Origin of the sequence: Mucilaginibacter sp. PAMB04168, assembly GCF_039634365.2 — a bacterium.
GTDB lineage: Bacteria > Bacteroidota > Bacteroidia > Sphingobacteriales > Sphingobacteriaceae > Mucilaginibacter.
This window is the reverse complement of record NZ_CP155079.2, coordinates 147,658-170,255: the sequence shown is the minus strand read 5'-3', so window position 1 is coordinate 170,255 and position 22,598 is coordinate 147,658. Positions and strand designations below refer to the sequence as shown.

Here is a 22,598-nt window from a genome sequence, read left to right as displayed (position 1 = left end):
TTAATAGTTGCCTGAATTGGTAATGCCCGCTTTTAATAAGACATAGCCAGCAGCTGTATCATTGTTATAAACACCGCCACCGGCAGCGTTAAAATCAGTTATGTTGATCTTAGTATCATTAGCCACAATACTGCCGTTTGGCAAAATGTTGTCGCTGATCTTTATGGAATATTCTGAGTCAGTTGTATTATCCCGGTAATAGCCAATACCATGATAGAGATCACTGGCAGGACTGCTTACATTAATGGTATTGCTCATTACAACCACGTTTTTAAGAAAAGGAAAGGCTGGCAAGTTTGAGTATTCATACAGCAACACTCCTGATCCATTCATAGTATTATTACTGATCGTCACGTTTTGTCCATTACGTACTTTGACACTGCCGCCACTTCCATTAGTTGGCCAGCCGGTTATGGTGTTATTACTGATAGTTAGACCATTGAAACTATGTCCGTAAATACCATGATCAGTTAAGGCATCATTTGCATTTAAGGCTGTATTCCGATTGATAATATTACCGTCTACAAGGGAATTACTTTGGCTGTTATCATTAATGGCACAAACGAAATATCCGGTCGTTCCGCCATTGCCAAAGGTATTATTCAACACTTTAGTATCCGTCGCTCCTTTAACCCAAACACCTCTACCAGGGTCTGTTGAACGATGCATGAAATTGCAATTAGAAACTAGGGCGTTGTTCGTGTTGATATATTCCAGATAGTCATCTTTTAAGTTATTTGACTTATCAGTATTTGCCGCCCGCTTACCGTAATCGAACAGACAGTATTTCACTTGCGGCGCACTTGCACCACTAATCTGCATCCGGATATTCCAAAAGGTAATGCCTGATAAGGTCACATTGCTCATATCAGTTGTATAATTCAGGGTCAGAATTGAAGCTAAACTGGTTGCATCGAAAATAGGGTTGGTTGTTGTTTGCTTGACCAGTGAAACACCCGCTTTCATGTTAATTTTCCCGGTAATTGTATATGTACCGGGCTGTACTAAAACAGTTTGACCAGCCGTTGCACCGGCAATAACAGCGTTAATTTGCGCGAGCGTCATTCCCGTTTCAATAACATGGTCAGCAACAGAGCTACCTCTGACTTTCTCCGTTCCAGTTTGGTCTGATACATCTTTAGATTCCTGGTTGTTTTTCTTGCAGCTTGTAACCGCAATTACGCTTACCAGTGCAGCAATCATCAATTTGGTTTTCATAATGGTTATGTATTGGTTAATGGTTTGATGAAGGGTACTGTTTGATGAAGTCTTTGACAGCTTTCAGCCATCCGGCATTCTCATCTACAAATATTTTTGTTCCATCCGGATTACGGGTTTTGCTGCTCGTCCACAATAAGCAGCCGTCTGCGCCTAAGTCATATAGTACTTTGAGACGATACCACATTTGTTCATAGGTTAAGAATGTGGTTTGATCACCATTCCAAACCTCAGGCGTGATATACGGTAATATTTGCTTTCCGGAAAAGCTATACTTATGGCAGGCTTCTAAGTTGAAAACAGCAGCTTTGTACCAGTCCAGACTATCTACGCCTTTGTAATTGTAAAGGGAAGGACTGTAATAATCCACTACAGCAGCTACAGGTCGATAAGCCTTGTTTAACCGCTCATAAAGTTGCTGGTCTTTTGGAAAACCATAGGTGTCCTGCGGCACCGTGGCATAAAATCCAAGAGGTGAAACTTTGTTAATCCGGCGAAAAGATTTTATGGCGTCTAACATGCGGTGTACTGTTCTGGATGTGTCAAATCGGTTCCATCCTTCAAGGTCGAGGCTTACCAAACCAGTAGGTTCATTAACCGCTAATGCGGCTAATGAATCCATCCGATTTAGATTAATTGTTCCGTTCTTTTTATCTCCATTGGGATAATCCAGCACCTTATGTTCGTAAATCAAGTTATACTTTCCAATACCTATGGACTGCAAATAATTTTGCAGTTGCGACATTGAATTTTGTTGCTTCACACCTTGCTTAATATACCCTGCATAGACAATGAAGCCGTAGATGTTGAATGGGTGCCTCTTAGCATCCTGAGCGTTCCCGCTCTTGATACTCATCATGAAAAACAAACCAATCAGTAACAGTAACATCCCATAATTCCGCATGGTTCTCATTTTAAGGATTAACGGTTAAACTGGCTGTACGATTTAAGCTCCTGCTTTCGTCCGATGTAGCATTCACGGCAACAAACACAGCATTATATTTGCCTGGCGCAGCATAATTGTATTGATATGATGGCAGTTTCGCCGTTATATTTTTGATGCTGGTACCAGCATCTGGAGTCACGCGGGTCAAATCAATTGGTCCAGTGATTGCCCATGCTTCTACTCCGGCAGTAGCAGCGGCGGCTGTGGCGGCGCCAGTGATGACAAGTGATGTCTTGTCGGTATAAACCCATCCAATGTTATTAGTATTCTTGGCGGGGTCAAAGGAGACAGCCCAACCAGGGCCAAAGGTATTTACTCCATAGTTACTAATGGCGCTGGCAGGCCCATTTAGGTTAGCGATGGTGTAAGATGTATTGTCACTTAAAACGTTGGTAATAGCGAAATTGGTAATGGTCCATTTATTTTGAATAGAGCCGGGCGCAGCGGTGTATTTGAACGCCAAAAAAACCAGTTGGCCCTTTGAAAACTCTGAAAGGTTGATAGTGCCGGAAGATACAGCCGCAGCTGCACCTGTAGAAAGCGTCGCACGGCCAGTAATATCGGTCCAGGTAGCAGCGGCTATATTGGCGTTGGTTCCTGCCGTGTCGCGTGTAAAAACGCCATTGACTAACCCCGCTTTAGCTCCCTTGAAATCAGTAGAAATTAACAAGGACAAACTCCCTGCCTGAGAACCATTGGCACGAAGGCTACTGAACTGAAGCTGGGGAGTACCCGTTGCATTCGTACGGGAGATATACTCGTATCGTTTGCCGACCTCGCCGGAGTAAAAGGTAATCATATCAGGATTACCCGAAAATTTAAAAATAACTGTATCCTGCCGCCCGAAAGCAGAGGTTGAAGTGCCATTCACCTTTGTTGTGGTGACGTCAAAGCTTATAGGCTCTGCTTCGTTTTTCTTGCTACATCCATAGAAACCCAGCAAAAGCGCTGCCACCATAGGGGTAATGAACTGGAATATTTTTATTTTAATTGACATGATTGCATAGATTAATTACCAACCTGGATTTTGAGTAGCCGCATTATTTACCGTCAGCTCCGAAGCTGGAATTGGGTAAAGCAGATTACGGCTGGTTATGTTAGAGCCGGCTAAAGCGCCATATGCAAAAGACCCTCCGTTTGCCCGGATCTCCGCAGCCACGTTATTCATGGTCTGTACCCAAATACCCCAACGGATCAAATCCGGTTTCCGTTGGGCTTCATAACAGAGCTCCCGAGCCCGCTCATCCTGAAGCGCTAATTGAAATTGATCTTTTGTTAGACCGCCTAGGTCTACCGGAGATGAAGCAATGGTCACGGTTGCCGTTGCACGTTGGCCCGCGTAAGTAAATACGGCACCTGTAGTTGCAGCAGTTGATGCACCAGCTGTTTGCGTAGGGCCCATAGCCGTAGAAGTTCCTGACGTAGTAACTGTATAGAGGTTATTTCCATTATAAACCTGGGTTCCGGTAGTGTAGGCTGTATTGGGCTGCCAGGCGTTACCAATGTTGACGGTTGGTGCAGAAGTATAACCCGATCCCGGGTTTAGAATAGCAACAGCCGTAACCTTACCGGTGGTAGCCACAACGGCCATACCTGTTGCTCCGGTACCACCACCCCCGGTAAACGTAACAGGGATATTCACATTGGTGGTCAAATAGCCGGTATTTCCTGTGGTGGCTAAAGTCACAGTGTTTAACACGTTCTGCGTTACACCTGCAGTGGCGGGATCAAGGCCGAACCCTCTCCTTCGCACTTGATTAATGGCATCATAAGCAACTGCCGTCGGACCGTTAATATGGTTTTCAGCTTCCGCGATCATAAGCAGAACATCAGCATAGCGTAGAACCGGAAAATTAATTGGCGTATAATTTTTTGCTTTTACAGCAGACAGCTCATATTCTCTCCGCCATTTACTCGCATTCCGGTTATAGATCTGCGCCGGTGTAAAATAATTGTAGCTGACCGGATTTGTGGTAGTGTTATAACTGAATGGAGCAATATTCCAATCACGTCTGAGGTCACCTGGTTGGTATAAGTTAAATAATTTGGCGGTGGTGTTCACAAAACCATAACTATAACCCACTTGGTCAAAATTTGCCGAGAGGGCAATACCATTCGTATTTCCTAGGCGATTCTGATTACCTGAACCATCGGCACCCGTTCCCTTATAGTCCATTTCCCACATACTCTCCTTAATATCATACAAGTCCTGGTGCATGTTGATGAAAAGCTGGCGATAGCTTTTATTCAAAGCATGTTCACCCGATGCTTGTACCATTTTTGCCCATTTCAATGCCTCGGCATATTTGGATTCATCGTTCAAAGGATAACCAGCCATTTGCAAGCAGACTCTGGCGAGAATACCTTCTACTGTAGTTTTCGATACCCGGCTTGGAGAGCCCAAAACAGTCGCTGTGCTAACCTTTGCTTCTGCAGCCTGCATATCTGCCAATATTTGGTCATAAACTTGTTTCGAGGGCGTTCTTGGAATATTGACCCCAGAAACTGAAGGCGTTGGTTCTGTCTTAAGAGGAACATCACCAAAATAAGTGACCAACAGATAATAATAATAGCCTCTAAGGAACAGCGCTTCACCCAAAATAACCTGGCGCTTACTCTCGTCCATTTGTGCAATATTGATATTCTTAATTAGGAGATTAGCTCTTTCTACTCCTCTGAACAGGGTATTCCAAAAGTTACTGAGGTCTGCGTTACCATAGTCAAAGTTGTATACCATTGTTCCGGTTGTTTGCCCGGAACGAGCATAAAAACCTTCATCTGTTGGTGCACCTAGGGCGTCAAAAAGGGCATCGCCATAAACGCCTGGTGAGCTCAGCGGCTGATAAACACCTGCTAGTGCGTTGATTAACTTAGCTTCGGTATCATAATAATTATCCGGCACCAGTTGATCAGTGGGTACCGTATCTAAAAATTTCTTACAGGAAACCACACCCATACAGAGTACGGTTAATATGAGACAGATAATCTTTTTCATAATCATGTTTATTTTGTGGTTTAAAAAGTAACATTGGCACCAAAGGCGAGAGTCCGTGGACGCGGATAGGCACTATAATCAAATCCACCAGTTAATGCTGAATTATAAGTGCTTACTTCTGGATCCAAACCTGTGTACTTGGTCCATGTATAAAGGTTTTGCCCTGAAACATAGATGCGCAGCGAGGTTATTTTAACCTTATCGAGCCACTTTTTAGGAAGGTTATACCCGAACTGAACGGTTTTTAGCCGAAGGTATGAGCCGTCTTCAATTGTTCTTGTTGAATATCCACCGCCAAAGAAGCCATTGACACGGTAATTTGCAGAAGCTGTATTGTTTGGCATCCAATGATCTGTGTAGCTGTCAAATTGTTCCAAGAAGGTCTTATTAAGCGCATTTCCTTCAAAAACCATACGGCTGGTATTTTGCAGCTGATTGCCGTAAGACCATTGAAAAAAGACGTTTAGATCAAAGTTCTTATATACAAAGTTGTTATTGAAACCTCCAATATGCACCGGCAGGGAATGACCGATAATTGTATAGTCAGCGGTATTTACGACACCATCTCCATTGATATCCTTGTATTTGATGTCGCCTGGCTGTATAGAGGAGCGGGCATTGCCGTTAGACGGTACATTATCTCTAAGCAGGTAGGTATCAGTTGACGTCTTTGTAAAGTCACTGTACTGATAGTTTCCGTCCCATACATAACCATACATCAACCCTAGTGGCTGGCCAATCTTGGCAATGTAAGCTGGGATTCCAGACCAGTTGTTATCCCAAGAAATACCGGTTAATAAAGTCTGTTGGTTGTTAGCCAAGGATAATATCTTGTTTTGATTAAAAGATATATTAAAGCTTGAGCTCCATTGAAAATTTTGGTTACTGATGTTAACGGTATTCAGCGTAATTTCTAAACCTTGGTTTTGAACGCTGCCAATGTTTTCAATTGCACTGCCGTATCCGGACGAAGCAGGCAGGGTAGCATTTAGGAGCAGGTTAGACGTTTTTTTGCGGTAAATATCCACAGTCAGGTTAACGCGACTTTTTAAAAAGGCTAAATCTAAACCGGCGTCATACTGATCTGTGGTCTCCCATTTTAGATCCGGGTTGGCAATCGTTAAAGGCACAATAATAGGCACATAGGCGTTATTGAAAACATAGCTGGATCCCGGTTGAACGGCATATCTGGCCAGGTAAGAGAAGTCGCCAACCCTGTTGTTGCCTGTTCTACCGTAACTTGCTCTGATCTTACCGTCAGTAAGAATATTCTTATTTTTAAAAAATCCTTCTTCGGTAAAACGCCAGGCTAATGCACCGGACGGGAAATAGCTCCAATGATTATTACTACTAAACTTGGAAGAGCCATCCGCCCTGTAAGATCCTGTGAAATAGTACTTAGACTTGTAATTGTAGGCAACACGTCCCAAAAAGGAAGCAGCATTCCAGAGAGAACTGCTGGCACGTGTTGAGGCAGGAGCCAACGTTCCTTCATCCAATCCGCTAACGCCTAAAGATTCGTTCGGCAAAAAATTGGCGCCAAATCCCCTTACACTAGACGTGTTCCCCTGCTGTGTAAACCCAACCAGGACATTCAGGTTATGGGATTGGGCGAATGTCTTATTGTAAGTAAGTGTATTTTCGTTCGCCCAATTATTCACTTTCGTAGTCATGACAGACCCGTTCACGCCATTGGTCAAACCAGCGTTACTGGTTGGGCTACCATAGTAAGTACGTGTGTTGTTAAAATTTTCGTTCTCTGTAACCGTATTGTTGATCACACCAGTGGCCTTAAACACCAGTTCCGGGGTGATGTTGTAAGTTAAATACGTATTTACGTTTAGATTATTAGTATATACATCACGAACAAGGTTCATTTGATTCAACACGGGGTTGAACTTATAATCATTAGATGTATTAGTTGTAGGGTCTAAGCTATCATCCTCCGTGAAAGTACTTAAGGGACTATATCCCCAAACACTGTATAGAATATTCGTAGTCCCACTGTTGGTAGAGGTCGAGGCGGCATTACCATACTGCTTCAAACGGGCGTAATTGGCGTTGATCCCGACCTTTAGTTTAGAGTTGACCGTCTGATCGAGGGTAACCCGACCCTGATAGCGCTGATAACCGGTTGCGATGATCGTCCCGGTTTGATCATCAATAGAGCCGGAAACAGAATACAAGGTTTGCGCCGTTCCGCCTCGTAAAGCTAGGGAGTAATTACTTAATCTGCCTGTTTTGAAAAATGGCGACTGCCAGTCCGTAGATTCATAATTTCTGTAATCTGCAAGAGTCCTGTTCGGCTGAGTCAGATAAATGTAGGTGGGTGTCGGGTTCAAAGCATTGCCTAAAGTACCGTCACGTTCCAGGTTGTAGGACAGGAAATCGTAGGCATTCATTAACTTCATCCTTTTGATGTTGGCATTGTAGCTTTGAGTTGTAGTGAAGTTAATTTTAGGCGTACCGGTAACACCTTTTTTAGTGTTGATGATAACGACGCCATTAGCACCACGAGCTCCATAGATTGCTGTTGAAGACGCATCTTTAAGTACTTCAATTGATTGGATATCCTGTGGGTTAAAGGTATTCAGGTTGAACCCCTCAATTGGAAAACCGTCAACCACATATAAAGGCGAATTATCCTGAGTGATGGAATTAGGGCCACGAATTACGATATTCGCTTGCGAGCCGGGCTGACCATCACTAGAGTTAATTTGCACACCGGCCACACGTCCAGCAAGCGATTCATCAATTGACCGGACAGGTGCTTTGGTCATGTCAGTAACGGGAACTTGTCCAACTGACCCTGTCAAATCCTTTTTCCGGGCCGTTCCGTAGCCGATGACAACAACTTCATTCAGGTCAGACTTTTGTTCCACTAAGGCAACTGTGATCTGTTCGCGGTTACCAATAGCTTGTTCTTGTGTTACAAAACCGATGTAACTGAAAACCAATGTAGCTTGTGGATTTGGCACATTGATCGTGAACCTACCTTGTACATCGGTGACTGTACCGGCTGGTCCGTTCTTAACTTTCACTGTAACCCCTGTTAAAGGTTCGCCTTTAGCGCCTGTCACAGCGCCCGAAATCTTCCGAACCTGTGCAAATGCACTATAGAAACCGGAATTGAGCAAGAGGAAGAAGACAAGGAATCTTAAACAACTGCCCCGTCGGTAGGCATCAATATGAGAATGTAGAATTTTTTTCATAATGGTTTAAATTGGTTTACTGGAGCATTCGTCATGTTCATAATTGTTGGTTATTTATTGGTTATTGGCGCAACTAATACTATGTTGTTAAAAATGGCTGGTTATAGCTTTATGAATGATTTTTATGTTAGCTATTGGATCGTGAACTTTCCTTCCAGTCGAATATCCTGAGAAGAACTGCCGACCATAACCTTGAAGTCCCCGGGTTCAAGCACATATTTCATTTCTCGGTTGAAAAGTTTGAGATCATCTGCAACAAGGGAAAAACTAACCGGCTTGCTTTCTCCCGGCTTAAGCGTAATCCGGTCAAAGCCCCGAAGTACTTTCTCGTAAGTTGTAACCGAACTCAACAAGTCGCGTATGTACAACTGCGGTATCTCGTCGCCGCTCACTTTGCCATTGTTGGTAATTGTAAACGAAACAGTTACCTGCCCTTCGTCGCCACGCAGGTTATTTGTTAATTTCAGGTCTTTATATACAAATGAGGTATAGCTCAAGCCAAAGCCAAACGGGTACAGTAAGCCTTTAACTTTAGCCAATTCTCCTTCATCAGTTTGAGAATTAGGTTTAGCAGGAAAATTTAAGGGCAGCTGTCCTACAGATTTAGGAAAGGTTAGCGTAAGCTTGCCGCCTGGGTTGTAGTCTCCGAATAATACATCTGCGATAGCGGCACCTCCCTGAGCGCCGGGGTATCCAGCATATATTATTCCGTCAATCTGTTGGTCAATCCAATTGATTGTCATCGGCTGAGAACCAATCAATACCACTACAACCGGCTTGCCTGACGCTTTGATAGCTTTGACCAATCGCAACTGAAATCCGGGTAGATCCAGACTGGTTCGACTTTTATTTTCACCGGCAGTTAAAGTATTGCCACCCAATGCAACAACGGCAACATCAGCCTGACGGGCCACTTGAACGGCGCTATCTATGGCGGCCTGTTCAGCAGCTGTTGGGTCTACCGGCATGATCTCACTTTCGGGCCAGTGCTTGTCCACCAAGGTACAGCCTTGAGCGTAAGAAACATTAGCCCTGCCTATTTTAGCAATAATTCCTTGCAGAATATTTGTACTTTCTGACTTAAGGGGACCGTAGTGGCCGTGCGCATAGGCATCATTAGCCGCGTTTGGACCAATTACTGCAACTTTTTGCTGTTTAGCCAATGGAAGTACCCGGTTGCGGTTCTTTAGGAGGACAATGCTTTCTTTAGATGCTCTTAAAGCAACAGCCTGGTTGCCTTTACTATTGACAAGAAGAGCAGAAGCTTTTGCGTTTAACACATATGGGTGGTCAAATAAACCCAGCTTGAACTTGACGCGTAATACATCCCGTACCCTGCTATTCAGCGTATCTATAGGAAGGCGTCCTTCTTTCACTAATTCACGGGCATAGAGTATGATACTGTCAGGCTCTTTGAAAGTCGTCCGCACGTTCATTCCTGCCATAAATGCTTGATAAACGGCTTCTTTAAGATTAGCAGCAACATGGTGTTTACGATACAAATACTCCAGAGCATCACTGTCACTGACCACATAACCTTTGAAGCCCATTTCTTGCCTTAATCGCTGAATAAGCCAATAACTACTTCCCGACACAGGTATGCCATCGTAATCGTTATAAGAGCTCATGACTCCCATTATTCCAGCTTCCTTGATTACTTTTTTAAACGGGTAAAGCAAAATGTTTTCAACTTCACGAGGCGCAATCTGTGGGTCAGTTCGTGCCAATCCTTCTCTAGCTCCTTTATTGGCACTGTAAACGGCAAAATGTTTAGCTGTAGCAGCTATTTGGTTATTGTGTTGCATCCCGGTTGCCATTTCTACACCTAGACGTGCAACCAAGTACGGATCCTCACCAAATACTTCCTCCAAGCGCCCCCAGCGCTGATCGCGCGCCACATCCAGAATAGGCGCATAAACATTGGTATAACCCAGTGCTCGTGCTTCCATTCCGGTAATCAATCCTTCCTGCCGAACAAGTTCTTTATCCCATGTCATTCCCATATTCAGTTGTGTAGGGAAAGCGGTAGCCTGGTAAGCTTCTACACCTCTTATGCCTTCGTCTGTGAAGTCCGCCGGAATGCCTAACCTGGTTTGTTCAATAAAAAACCGTTGTGCTTCGTTCATCGCCCATACATGTTTTTCGATATCTGTTACATAAGGGCTGGAGGAGATTTTATCCCAATTAACAAAACCATTCAGGTGTTCATCAATATTGGCAATACCATCTTTCCAGATTTTCTCTTTCCATGCTGGTGTAGGAAGAGAATCCTTTAAGATACGATCGTATCCATACAGGGTGGCCATTTGGCAAGTTTTTTCGTTTAGATTCATTTGCGCTATGAGGTTATCAAGGCGCTGCTCAATCGGTTGCTCTGAATCTTCGTACAAATCTTTTTTGCCGTTTTTATTCAGGTCAATCCAACCTTTTTTATAAATGTTAGGCTTAGGTCGGAAAGCAATAGAGGTAAATAAGAGGAATAATAAAATTACACGTAGTAGAGTACGGGTCATATAAATAGTTTTGAATATAATCAGTTTTGGTTTTCATGCGCCGTACATGCATGCAAGATCAAACTGTCGATGCGTTCCGGCAAAGACGAAGATGGGATGCAATACACTTTTTTAGAGGGTAAAATGCCGCCGAAATAGGGGTAAGGAATCGGCTATGTTAAGAAATAAGAAAAGGAGGGTTAAAAATCAACTTAAACCTCGTGGGTAAGCACTTGGGCTACATAATCAGATGGAGACTTGCCAAACTGCTTTTTAAATTCCTTACTAAAATACTTCCGATCATTAAAGCCGACTGCATAAGCAACTTCTGCGATCGTCAATTTATTTTGCACAAGCAAGGCGGCAGCTTGCTTTAACCTTACCGATTTGATAAAATCAGAGATTGCCATTCCGGAAAGAGCCTTAATTTTACGGTATAATACAGTTTGACTCATGCCAGCCTTATCAACAAGCATCGCAACATCAAAGTCTGGGTTTTCAAGATGTGACTCGGTAATTCGCATTAATTTATTTAAGAAAGTTTCATCCGGTGAATCAATCACACGGCTAGTTGGCATCAGCAACATCTGTTGCGAAAATTTCTGGCGCATGGCCTGCCTCACCGACAGTAAATTACGAATATGCTGCTGCAGGATATTGACGCTGAATGGCTTCGTAATGTATACATCTGCTCCCCTCTTTAAGCCGTCTAGCTGGTTGTTTTGATCGGCTTTGGCGGTTAAAAGAATAACCGGAATGTGATTGGTACGTTCATCCGCTTTTATATTCCCACATAAGGCATAGCCGTCCATAATGGGCATAGCTACATCACTAATGACAAGATCAGGTATTGTTTTAAGCGCAGCCTCCCAGCCTTCCTTACCATTTTCACTTTCATGTATTTGATAGTCACGGCATAAAGTAACTTTTAAGAAATCGCGGACTTCCTGATTATCCTCAACAAGCAACAGCACAGGCTTTTCAACTTGCAATTCGGGTTCATGGCCCAGTGTAGGAAGGCTAACCGGACTCAGGATTTCCTCGTTTTCGATTTTCAATGAATTCAAAGACTTGGCAAACTGGTCTGCTGAAAAGTGGGAGAATCCGCGAGCAAGAATAACCTTGAAGGTAGTTGTACCGCTATGCTTTTCTGTAGCTTGTACACTATCGACAGTAATCTCACCTTTATGCAAGTCAACAATATTTTTTGCCAGCGCCAATCCTATACCCCAGCCTGATGCGTCGGCTGCGCCTTTATCCTGGTAAAAATTTTCAAAAATATGTTCCTGCCCCTCTTTACTAATACCGGGTCCATTATCAGTTATGTGGATTTCTACATTACTAGATCCCGTTTTTAAAGCAACAAGGACGGTACCGTTATCAGGCGTAAATTTAAAAGCGTTAGACAAGATATTGAAAAGTACCTTTTCCAATTGGGAAGCGTCGAAATACAATGGTATAGAATGCTCATCTGCTTCAAATAAATAAGTAATATTTCTGGAGGCAGCCAGACCAGCAAAAGACTCAAAAATATCTTTGCAGAAAGCTGAAATATCCTGCTCTGCTACCCGGAGCTTTAAAAACCCGTTTTCTGCTTTCCTAAAGTCTAATAACTCGTTCACCAGCCGCATCAGTCGGTTTGCGTTCTGCTTTACATATTGTAAATGCTGACGAAGAACTATATTTCCCTTTTCTGCCTCGAGTAAACTTTCTACAGGAGCTAGGATCAATGAAAGTGGAGTTCGTATTTCGTGAGAAATCTTTGTAAAGAAGTCCAATTTTAACTGATGTACTTCCTGTTGCCGCTCGTAATTCAGATGTTCATAATACAAGTCACGTTCCAGGCGTGCTTGCCGGCGAAAAAATCTTATTACTAGATAAAGTGTAACACCAAAAATAATGAGGTAAGCCAGGTAAGCCCACCATGTTAGCCAAAATGGTGGTAATATACGTATGTGCAGCTTCTTAATAGTTTTGCTCCAAACACCATCATTGTTGCTGCCACGAAGCAAGAAGTCATATTCTCCAGCTGGCAGATTTGTGTAAGTTGCTGTAGGCACACTAACATAATTCCATTTTTTTTCAAAACCATCCAATTTAAACATGAATCGGTTACGGTCGGGCTTGTCAAAATTGAGAGAAGTGAAGTCGATACTGAATACGTTCTGGTTGTGGTTAAAAGTAATTTCTTTAGTTAGACTTATATCTTGGTGAAGAAGACCAGTTTTGTCACCGATCGCTACGGGTTCGTTGAACAGCTTCAATCCCGATAGCTGAACAACCGGCTCAATCTCGTTGGATTTTATTTCTCGGGGATTAAAGCTAACTAGGCCGTTATAGGTACCAAAAAACAGGTTACCCCTTTCATCTTTGAACGAAGAGTTATAGTTAAATTCATTTGTCGGCAAGCCATCTTTTACCGTAAAGCTCTTGGATTTATATGAGCGTAAGTCAAAACTAACTAAGCCATTGTCGGTACTGATCCATAGCGTATTGGCATCGCCCTGTTGTATATTCAATACATTATCGCTCGGCAGCCCCTGTGAAATGCCGTAAGTTATGAAAGCCCCTTTGGAAGGAATATAACGGCTCAGGCCACCGTGAAAAGAGCCTACCCAGACGTTTCCCTGGCTATCTTCCTTTATGCAATTGATGTACCCGACCTTTAAACTGTTTGGATTACGTTCATTGGCCATGAACCATTTAAACGAAGCAGACGTTGGTCTAAGCAGATTTAATCCTACGGTTGTACCAACCCAAATATTATGTTTAGAATCTTCATAAATACATCGAACACTTTCTTTTGTCAGCCTGAATGGTTTAACCGGATCCGACAAGTACGTTCTGAACCTTTGAGACTGCTGATCTAATATATTCAACCCGTTTGAGGTGCCGACCCAAAAGCGCCCCCGACTGTCTTCAAGTAAACTGCTGACAATATCGCTGCTTATAGATGCAGCATTATTGGGATCGTGCCGGAAGTGCTTAAAATTCTCCCCTGCCGGCTGAAACAGTTCCAGACCGCCCTGATGCAAACCTACCCAAAGGTTATCCTTGCTATCGCGGTATACTGCTTTCACAAAATTTGTCGATAAGCTTTGCTTGTTGGCAGACTGGTTTTTGTAATGTTTGAATTCGCCAGAGACAGTGTTAAACTGGTTTAGGCCGTAACCCTCTGTTCCAATCCATAAGTTTCCTTTCGGGCCGGCAATTATAGCACTTATGATATTGCCACTAATGCTATTTTTGAATTTATTGGCTTGATAAACCTTGAAAGGTATATTGTCCGGATGAACCACATTTACACCACCATAGGTAGTACCAATCCAGATACTGCCATTTTGGTCCTGGTAAATATCTTTTATAGAATTATCACTTAAACTCCTACGATTTTCTGCATCATGCTCATAACGCACGAACGTTTGCGTTTCGGGATTCAGGATATTAAGTCCGTTAATTGTGCCGACCCAAAGCTGACCAGTTTTGTCTAGTATAATTTTCCTTACGTCATTGTGACTCAAGCTGTTTTGATTTAGCGGATCATGTTTGAAGTGCGTAAAAGAAGCAGTTTCCGGGTTATAAAGGTTCAGCCCCCCGGTTTCCGTGCCGAACCAGAGGCGGTGCTGGCGGTCTTCAGTTATCGTCCTCACGGCATTACCATGAAGGCTGTCGGGATCATTACCCGTACTAGGAAAAACTAAATACTGGTACTTCCCTTTTGCGTACGAAATTTTGGTTAGACCGTTGCTGCCACCTACCCATATATTACCGGCATAATCTTCATAGATGGCATATACCTGATTACTGGACAAGCCGGGTTGACCCATCTTCGCTTTGAAGAAGTGCATGAATTCTCGAGAGGCGGAGTTTGCCAAGAGATTCAAGCCGTTGTTCGTCCCAATCCATATTCTACCTTTTCGATCGTTGTAGATACAGTAAACATTATCATCACTGATAGAATGCTTTTTTGCTGGATTGTGCAGAAAATGTTCAAAGGAATTATTCTCGGGCCGGTACCGGTTTAGCCCTTTAACGGTGCCAACCCAAAGGTTCTTTTTGCTGTCTTCAATAATTGAGAACACATAATCACTGCAGCTGATGCTGCCTGGATCTTTGTAATCGTGGTTAAAGGTTTTAATCGAACGCGCGTCATAGCGGTTTAGGCGATCGCGGGTCCCGAACCACATATAACCTCTACTATCCTTGCATATCGAGATCACCGAACTTTGCGATAGTCCGTTAGCTACGGTCAGGTGATCAAAAGAAAGCTGAGGATAAGCTGCTGAACAGGCTAACAACAACAAAATCACGCACCAAAACTTCCTCATCGTCTATTAAATCCTAAATGTAACTTTTTTTTGCAGAAAATGTCAATCGTTAGGTGCCTAAAAGAAAGGGCATTACACTTCATGCTACCACTTGGCAACAGGCAAGTGTAAGCAGCTACTCTTGACGTATCCTTGCAAAGAAATTGTTTATAATCGGAATACAAATGAAGCAAGTATCTACAATATTATTTAGGGATAACACACTAAAGACTAATTATTACCCCTGAAATAACCGAAAATTACCCTCAAGAGCTATAAAAATGCCGGTAGTTTTGGACTTTAACTCATCACGTGATCATTACGAGGTGGGCTTTACAGACCAATTCATGTCCTCACAATTTTTGATGTAGGGTTTATTGCTGGTGAAAACCTTTGTAATAAAATAGTTGAAGAGAAAATTTCATTACCAGTCGTTCTACCTCAAACTAGGATTACTGCTATGTAGACAGCATGAGTGCAGAAATTATTATGAAGAACAAAAAAATATTTATTGCTCTTGTCACGTCCCTGTCTTTAGGAGTAGCACAAGCCAAAAATTTATCGGGTGGAGTTCGGGATTCTATGGATGTGTTGAAAACAGTGGCTCCTCTCATACCGCTAGACATGAAACGGGTTACGCAAATAGCAGAGCTGCTTCCGCCCGCACCTCAAGGTTTAGGTGAAAACTATCACAACCGTACAGTTTGGAATAAACTCTATCAAGATCCTGCTTATACTAGAGTTCTTGAAAAAGCAGTTTCGCTGTTAGGCAAACCGTTCCCCGCGTGGAATGATGAACGATATTTAATGTACTTCACGAAAGGTACACGCACCGAAGGTGAACGGATGATGAGCGCTAGGTCAAGCTGGCTAATACCATTGGTTTGGGCAGAATGCTTGGAAAATAAAGGGCGGTTCACTGGCACTATCCAGATGGTGTTAACCGAATTAATCCACCAAAAATCTTGGTCGCTGCCGGCACATGACAAAACCAAACAAAACATTGAGGGTCGCTATTACACGGTGGATTTAGGGGCATCCGTTCTTGCGCAAAACATTGCACAAGCCTTATATCTACTCGATGACAAAATACCGCCATCGTTGCGTAAGGAAGTCCTTGTTCAAATGAACAAGCATATTTTTGAACCAGTGCTGACCTCTTTAAGAACGGGAAACAATTACCATTACTGGCTCACCTGGACCAACAACTGGAATTCCGTTTGCCTGGCGGGCGTTACCGGCGCTGCATTGGCACTAATTCCAGAACCTAAAGAACGCGCAAAATTTGTCGCCATCGCAGAACGTTACTCGAAAAATAGTATAGCTGGATTTACAGATGAAGGTTATTGTACAGAAGGTCTCGGGTATTACGCATACGGATTTGGACACTATATACTTCTGCGTGAGAGTGTTTTCAAAGCAACTAACGGGCATATTGACTTGTTTGCAAATCCGAAAATCAAACGGATTGCCGCTTATGCGCCTAACTTAGAAATTATCAACGATGTTTATCCCTATATTGCTGATTGCCATGTTGGGCTTAAGGCTCCTGCGAATATATTGTGGTACTGCAGCCGCACTCTGGGACTTGGATTAACAAAATATGACACTTTAAGCTTTAAAGGGCAAACGGCTGACCTAATTGAAGATATCATGCAGGTTTTCCCAAACTCAGCTTCCGAAAGTCAGATTAAGGCGGTAAATTCATCACTATCGCCTGGCTTGAGGTCTTATTTCAAGGAGGCTGGCGTGTTGATCGTTAGACCGCTTCCTGGCACTCGTGGCAAAATGGGAGCCGCCCTCAAAGGCGGCAACAATAATGAAATCCACAATCACAACGATGTAGGATCGTTTAGCGTAGTTGTGGGTAATGAGATGCTCATGGGAGATCCTGGCGGCCCCTTCGTTTACTCAGCTAAAACATTTGGACCTGAACGCTATACTTTTAAATCCATTGGGTCATACGGGCACCCTGTTCCTTTAGTTGCTGGAAAGGACCAGCAAGCTGGAGCTGCAGCCCAAGCTGTCATCTCAAAAGCAAACTTTACGGATCAGCGAGATGAATTCACCATGGATATATCTTCAGCATACAAGGTGCCTAACCTTACTCAATTAAAGCGAACATTTCTGTACGACCGACAAGATTTGAGTTCTTTGACGGTAAAGGACGACTTTCAGTTCAAAGCTAAAGCAAACTTCGAGTTCGTATTGATCACGCGGGCCGGATGGCGTCAAACCGGACCTGACAGCATTGAGTTCGATGGTGAAAAAGAAAAGATGGTAGCCATCATCAAGACCCCAAAAGGCTTTCACATCACATCCGAAAAAATCGAAGAAAATTCACCATCATTCACCCGTATAGGAATTGTGCTGGACCCTTCGGAATCTGGCTCCATCACGGTCACTTTCAAGCCAATTACATCACTTTAACATGAGTATGCATAACAACTTCCATCATCAAAAAACCAATTATTTAAAAGTTAGCATGACTATATATTTTAAACGTTCTTTTCGCTTTTTTCTAACACTTGTTCTGTTATGGAGTACTACTATTTCATTTGCAAAAGAAAGTGTTGGGCCACTTTCTAAAGACAGTATAAAAAACATCATGCAACGCGTTGCTGACTGGCAATGGAGAGATATAGAAGTTCATGGCTGGAAAAATCCTCCCAAAGATTGGACAAGCGGTGCAATGTTTACCGGAATGGTCGCTTGGGCTAAAATTGCACCGGATAAGAAATATTGGAATAAATTGGTGCAGGTGGGTGAATTAAATCAATGGAAAATCGGTCCTCGACGTCGCTTTGCCGACGATTATTGTGTCGGACAAATGTATTCGCTATTGTACAAAAAATTCAAAAACCCAGACTATATTGCCGATTTCAGGTCATTAGCTGATACCTTAGCCATTATTCCTCACACAGAACCATTGCTTTGGGTGAACAGTATTTATTTGCGGGAATGGGCTTGGTGTGACGCTCTATTTATGGCGCCACCTGCTCTAGCTTACTTGTCAGATGCTACTAAGGACAAAAAATATCTGAATCTCGCCAGCCGATTGTGGTGGAAAACAAGTGACTACCTGTACAGCAATGAAGAACATCTTTTCTTTAGAGATAGCCGATACTTTACCCAAAAAGAGAAAAATGGGAAACCTGTCTTTTGGAGCAGGGGGAACGGCTGGGTATTAGGAGGCATAGCAAACGTGCTATCCGTTATGCCTGCAAGGCATCCTGACAGAGCCCGTTTCATCAAACAGTTCAAGGAGATGGCCGAGCGAATTGCTGGATTGCAACAGCCGGATGGTACATGGCATGCGAGCCTGCTGGATCCCGAAAGTTATCCGGTAAAGGAGACCAGCGGAACTGCCTTTTTCTGTTATGCTCTGGCTTGGGGAATCAATCATCACATTCTACCTCATGACAAATATTATCCCGTAGCAGTTAAAGCTTGGCAGTCACTTGTTGCCTGTGTACATCCCGACGGCAAACTTGGCTACGTACAGCCACAGGGAGTATCCCCAGAAAAAGTGACCTCCGACGATACCGAATATTACGGTGTAGGTGCTTTCCTGCTAGCAGGGACAGAGATGGTCAAATTGAAGAGCAAATAAATCTTTGTATAACGCTGTTCGTCAAGCTCACGATTGAAGACGTGCGGGCGTATTTTAAAGACAATAAGGATGCAGCAAGTAAAGTTGAACCCGATGTTAATAGCCTACGCGAGGCAATCGAAAAAGCTAATTTAATTTGTAACCTGGTTACTCCACTTTGGCGATGCACAGTTTTACATCAAGTAAAACACTTGATGTATGAAAGCAAAACGGGTAAAAAACAAATTGACTGTAATAATTAAAAAGAGAGACGAAACATTAGCTTGGGTATAGGTTCTTAGTCAGACTGCCATGATCTTGAAAGCTATTTGAAAAAGTTATAAAGCTATTAAATTGATAACGGCTCGTTTTGCGTGCCGCAAAACGTTCAATAACCAAGATATAGATATTGCCTTATTATCTTTTATTGTCGTATTTTTAATACATAAAAGGCGTTACACGGTGTAACGTCAGGCTGTCTTGGCCACATCGTTATTTTCCGTCTTGTTTAAACATTGTTCAACAGAAAAAGAAAGGCAGTTACTTGTTATTGTAACTGCTTTATCCTCAGGTAACGGCAGCAGGACTTAATTAAATTGCGTTAAGGCGAATAAATACCTTATTTGTAGTTCCATTTAAGTTCACTTACGCGAAAGTCAAACACGTATGTGGATCGGGCCGCGCTTCATGAAATGTATTAGCGCTCGTTTTCTCAATATTTTTTGGGAGGAGTAACCGTTAGAACACATTCAACTAACGCTGTGTCTGCCGACTTTAGTTTGGATATAAATGCATTTGCAGAGTCAATAAACATTGTATCATTATTCCCATCAGTTGTTGGTGAACAAGTAAACACTTGAGGTTCCTCTTTATCAAATCTTACACGGACTGTTAAATCATGATCATCTGCTATATAGAAAGCTCCACTTGCTGTCGGTATTGGAAAAGCTACTGAAACCATTACTTCATTAACATCGCCATTATTTCTGATCTGCAATTCAGGATATACACGTGTATAGTTGGCATAACTGAAATAAAATGGCTCCTCAGCTTCAAGAGTAGCATAATAAGTTTTTGAAGAAGACATAGCATCTTCTACTTCCTCATATTTCCATTAGAAGTAGTGCTTTCTTCAACGGTGTCCTGTTCTATGTTATCGCAGGAGCTTAAAACAAGTAATAAAATTATATACAATAATATTTTTTTTCATTTTGAGATTAATCAAGTACAACTTTTTATGAAAAAGGATTTAGTTACAATAAGAAGCCCCTGATTTTCATCAGAGGCTTCCTGAGTAGCGGGAGCATGGCAAAATAATCAAGCTTAATCTTTACTAATATGATGTATGCTTGTTAAAGGCTTATTAAAATAAAAAGTCCAGCTATGAGGCACTAATTCACCATCCGCGTTTTTTTGTTTGAATGAGTAGTCAAGTTTATATCCTGAAAATTTGCGGATTTTAATATTTTTAATATAATCTTCATATGACTCTTGACTTAATGACCTAAGTGCCTCCCCAACTGCGAGTGAATCTAAACTGATAAATACTGAATCTGGTCCAAATGAGCTTTCCTTTTCGTATGAATCACTACTAAAATGACCTTTCATATAATTGTTAACAAGCGAATGAGCTTTCCCTGTATTAGATTGATCTAATGCGTCACAACTACACAAAACAATTGATATTGCGATAAAGATTAATAAGGTTTTCATTTGTTAAACATAAGAAAATAAGTTTAAGTTATTTAGCTTAAGACATTTCGTCATACTATTAACAAATGTCTTAAAAAAGAAAAGCCTCTGATTTTCATCAGAGGCTTCATTTGTAGAAGGAAGCGGACTATACGATATTTGTTTTCCTGGATAGTATACTTAGGGTGTGCAGTTAACAAATTTGCTTTTTTAGTTTTAATTATTTTGTTTATTTATTTCGTTTACTGGTGGCAAGCCATTCGCCGGAAAGCATATTCGATGTTGGAGGAAATAGCAGAAACTATAACTATAAATTAACAAATTTCTAGTATATGCAAATGCCCTTCTACTACACAAATATGTCGGCTTGGTAGCACAGAGGCTTTGTATAACCATGATGATTTTCTCGCTCCAACACCACAAGCTGCGCTTATCTATTTGCTTGAAAGTAATCTTGCCTTTGCGTGTTGGATAAAGCCGTAAAAGGAATAGATGATATGTTCTCTGTTGATTTATCTAGTGATTTGCAAAATTGTCTAAATCAAAGCAATAGAAAAGAATAAAAGCATTCCCTGTTGTAAGCAATTACTCATTTGAAAAAGAGGCAAATACATGGGCACCAAATTACGCCGACAATCAGTCCTAAGAAGATAATAATAAGCCGTTTCATCATGCTGCTTAACGCGGTTGTTTTGTGTTCAACTTCTTCGATGTACTGCTTTGATATGCGGGCGAAGAAGTAATCTAACTGATTGATTTCCTCACCAACTTTAACCAGTTGGATCATCTTCGGTGGGTAAACAACGAAATTACTCATGCTATGATGCAATGATCCGCCTTTAAGTATTTCGGCTAATGAGCTTTTGATATTATAGAAGCCAATCATTTCCCGTATGAGGGCTATCGCTTAAAAGAATGGTTACTGGCTTGGTCTGCAAAAAGCCCTAAAACTTGGTTAAGGCAAAGAGAGTATGCGACGTAAAAATATTTTCATCCACCCGCTACATTTTAACACAATAACAGATGCGCAGTGTTGGTTGGCAAAGCTTCTACAGATCTTATCCACAACCTGTGGATAACTTAAACGCTAATTTTATTAGCATTTAAGTTAAGTCTAATTTAACTTTGAGTAAAATCCGAACTACCAATGGCAGCAAACAACATGCTGATTGAAGTAAGCGCCTACGCAGGTTTTGCAGGTGCTTTGCTCACGCAAATAATCAATGCAACAATTATCTACTTTACCGATAAAAGAAAATACCGAACAGAGGTCAAGAATTTATACCGGGACAAGAAGATTGACATCGGTGAGAACTTTTATTACTTGAGTGGTGAAAGTATGACTATGCTCAAGAAAAGCATCACTTTCTGGAAAAACAGAAGCAATGCACAAAGCGAAATGAGCCTTGCATTCTTGAATAAGGAAAGAAAAAAAATAGAAGAACAAACGTTAAAGCTGAATTCAGAGAATTGGCGGTACAACCTGATCAGTCTTTACTTTAATGTTTCCTTATCATTTAGCGATGTACAGGAATACAATGCCAAAGCGCAATCCTGCTTTCTAAAAATCCTTGACCTTGCTGATCGGTTAAATAAGGCAGGTGAAGAAGAAAAAGATTTGTTATGTGGCGTGTATGCCGTGCATGTCTTTGATTTATGTTCGTTGTACGAGGATATGTATAAACGAATTGAAAAAGACACGAATGTTGTCAGAGATGAGTTGCGTGAGGAGTTTGTGGCACTGCCCAAAAAGAAAAAACTTAAGCCGACCATTGTATCACCTCAAGTTTTAGGTTAGACAACAATCTTATGGTAGACAGTTCAATCTATTAAATACCCATGTTTTATAGTGCTTTCTTGAATTACTTGCTTCTCACTTTCTTAGACTGTATAAGGGTAATGATGATTGATGCAAAGCTTATTACAGAGCGAAATACCAATATTTTAACAAAAACCTCCAGTTTTTCTCTCAATTTGTTTCAGTCATTAGTTGATACCTTAAGGCTATATCGACTAAATAAGATAGTAAGGATAGTACAAAAACATTAATCGTTTGAGAAGTTAAAAATAATCTCAAGATGATTTTATTTGGTATAATCAATCGTACTTGACTCAGTGGCGAACAGCACTACAAACTACCATAT

Annotated in this window: 13 protein-coding genes; 3 read left to right on the top strand and 10 right to left on the bottom strand. The window is 41.9% G+C overall.

All coding sequences use genetic code 11. The annotated features are described in order from the left end of the window. From ABDD94_RS00740 to ABDD94_RS00710, 7 genes are all read right to left on the bottom strand, one after another. Positions 1 to 1,218, bottom strand: a complete 1,218-nt coding sequence (locus ABDD94_RS00740; RefSeq protein WP_345954265.1) for a right-handed parallel beta-helix repeat-containing protein — start codon at positions 1,216 to 1,218, stop codon at positions 1 to 3. Between the two features lie 16 nt (positions 1,219 to 1,234). After that, the gene (locus ABDD94_RS00735; RefSeq protein ID WP_345954264.1) at positions 1,235 to 2,131 is read right to left on the bottom strand and encodes a hypothetical protein; all 897 of its coding nucleotides are present in this window, start codon (positions 2,129 to 2,131) and stop codon (positions 1,235 to 1,237) included. Position 2,132: 1 nt separating this feature from the next. After that, positions 2,133 to 3,161, bottom strand: coding sequence for a DUF5017 domain-containing protein (locus tag ABDD94_RS00730; RefSeq protein ID WP_345954263.1), 1,029 nt, complete (start codon positions 3,159 to 3,161; stop codon positions 2,133 to 2,135). Positions 3,162 to 3,176: 15 nt separating this feature from the next. Continuing rightward, on the bottom strand, positions 3,177 to 5,159 hold the full coding sequence (locus ABDD94_RS00725; protein ID WP_345954262.1) for a RagB/SusD family nutrient uptake outer membrane protein: 1,983 nt from the start codon (positions 5,157 to 5,159) through the stop codon (positions 3,177 to 3,179). 20 nt (positions 5,160 to 5,179) lie between these two features. After that, positions 5,180 to 8,371, bottom strand: a complete 3,192-nt coding sequence (locus tag ABDD94_RS00720) for a TonB-dependent receptor (protein WP_345954261.1) — start codon at positions 8,369 to 8,371, stop codon at positions 5,180 to 5,182. 131 nt (positions 8,372 to 8,502) lie between these two features. Beyond that, the gene (locus ABDD94_RS00715; protein WP_345954260.1) at positions 8,503 to 10,884 is read right to left on the bottom strand and encodes a glycoside hydrolase family 3 N-terminal domain-containing protein; all 2,382 of its coding nucleotides are present in this window, start codon (positions 10,882 to 10,884) and stop codon (positions 8,503 to 8,505) included. 191 nt (positions 10,885 to 11,075) lie between these two features. Then, the gene (locus ABDD94_RS00710) at positions 11,076 to 15,191 is read right to left on the bottom strand and encodes a two-component regulator propeller domain-containing protein (protein ID WP_345954259.1); all 4,116 of its coding nucleotides are present in this window, start codon (positions 15,189 to 15,191) and stop codon (positions 11,076 to 11,078) included. A gap of 450 nt (positions 15,192 to 15,641) precedes the next feature. On the opposite strand from ABDD94_RS00710, the gene ABDD94_RS00705 reads away from it, so the two are divergent. Further along, positions 15,642 to 17,600, top strand: coding sequence for a heparinase II/III family protein (locus tag ABDD94_RS00705; RefSeq protein ID WP_345954258.1), 1,959 nt, complete (start codon positions 15,642 to 15,644; stop codon positions 17,598 to 17,600). 1 nt (position 17,601) lies between these two features. Next, positions 17,602 to 18,783: a glycoside hydrolase family 88 protein gene (locus tag ABDD94_RS00700; RefSeq protein WP_345954257.1), complete on the top strand. Its 1,182-nt coding sequence runs from the start codon at positions 17,602 to 17,604 to the stop codon at positions 18,781 to 18,783. Between the two features lie 691 nt (positions 18,784 to 19,474). On the opposite strand, the gene ABDD94_RS00695 is transcribed toward ABDD94_RS00700, so the two are convergent. From ABDD94_RS00695 to ABDD94_RS00685, 3 genes are all read right to left on the bottom strand, one after another. After that, positions 19,475 to 19,849, bottom strand: coding sequence for a hypothetical protein (locus ABDD94_RS00695; protein ID WP_345954256.1), 375 nt, complete (start codon positions 19,847 to 19,849; stop codon positions 19,475 to 19,477). Between the two features lie 236 nt (positions 19,850 to 20,085). Beyond that, positions 20,086 to 20,475 (bottom strand): hypothetical protein, encoded by a 390-nt coding sequence (locus tag ABDD94_RS00690; RefSeq protein WP_345954255.1) that lies wholly within the window; start codon positions 20,473 to 20,475, stop codon positions 20,086 to 20,088. A 568-nt stretch (positions 20,476 to 21,043) separates the two neighbouring features. Continuing rightward, a complete protein-coding gene (locus ABDD94_RS00685; protein WP_345954254.1) occupies positions 21,044 to 21,340 on the bottom strand; it encodes a type II secretion system F family protein in 297 nt (98 codons plus the stop codon). Positions 21,341 to 21,601: 261 nt separating this feature from the next. Here ABDD94_RS00685 and ABDD94_RS00680 point away from each other — a divergent pair, with 261 nt between their 5' ends. Next, positions 21,602 to 22,252 carry a hypothetical protein gene (locus ABDD94_RS00680; protein WP_345954253.1) on the top strand — a complete coding sequence of 217 codons (651 nt, stop codon included), beginning with the start codon at positions 21,602 to 21,604 and terminating at the stop codon, positions 22,250 to 22,252. The last annotated feature ends 346 nt before the right edge of the window (positions 22,253 to 22,598 follow it).

Bases quoted from the DNA above. Each gene is read 5' to 3' on its own strand.
- ABDD94_RS00720 (WP_345954261.1), bottom strand. From the start codon at position 8,371: ATGAAAAAAATTCTACATTCTCATATTGATGCCTACCGACGGGGCAGT.
- ABDD94_RS00690 (WP_345954255.1), bottom strand. From the start codon at position 20,475: ATGAAAACCTTATTAATCTTTATCGCAATATCAATTGTTTTGTGTAGT.
- ABDD94_RS00695 (WP_345954256.1), bottom strand. From the start codon at position 19,849: ATGTCTTCTTCAAAAACTTATTATGCTACTCTTGAAGCTGAGGAGCCA.
- ABDD94_RS00685 (WP_345954254.1), bottom strand. From the start codon at position 21,340: ATGATTGGCTTCTATAATATCAAAAGCTCATTAGCCGAAATACTTAAA.
- ABDD94_RS00735 (WP_345954264.1), bottom strand. From the start codon at position 2,131: ATGAGAACCATGCGGAATTATGGGATGTTACTGTTACTGATTGGTTTG.
- ABDD94_RS00715 (WP_345954260.1), bottom strand. From the start codon at position 10,884: ATGACCCGTACTCTACTACGTGTAATTTTATTATTCCTCTTATTTACC.
- ABDD94_RS00680 (WP_345954253.1), top strand. From the start codon at position 21,602: ATGGCAGCAAACAACATGCTGATTGAAGTAAGCGCCTACGCAGGTTTT.
- ABDD94_RS00705 (WP_345954258.1), top strand. From the start codon at position 15,642: ATGAGTGCAGAAATTATTATGAAGAACAAAAAAATATTTATTGCTCTT.
- ABDD94_RS00725 (WP_345954262.1), bottom strand. From the start codon at position 5,159: ATGAAAAAGATTATCTGTCTCATATTAACCGTACTCTGTATGGGTGTG.
- ABDD94_RS00740 (WP_345954265.1), bottom strand. From the start codon at position 1,218: ATGAAAACCAAATTGATGATTGCTGCACTGGTAAGCGTAATTGCGGTT.
- ABDD94_RS00710 (WP_345954259.1), bottom strand. From the start codon at position 15,191: ATGAGGAAGTTTTGGTGCGTGATTTTGTTGTTGTTAGCCTGTTCAGCA.
- ABDD94_RS00700 (WP_345954257.1), top strand. From the start codon at position 17,602: ATGAGTATGCATAACAACTTCCATCATCAAAAAACCAATTATTTAAAA.
- ABDD94_RS00730 (WP_345954263.1), bottom strand. From the start codon at position 3,161: ATGTCAATTAAAATAAAAATATTCCAGTTCATTACCCCTATGGTGGCA.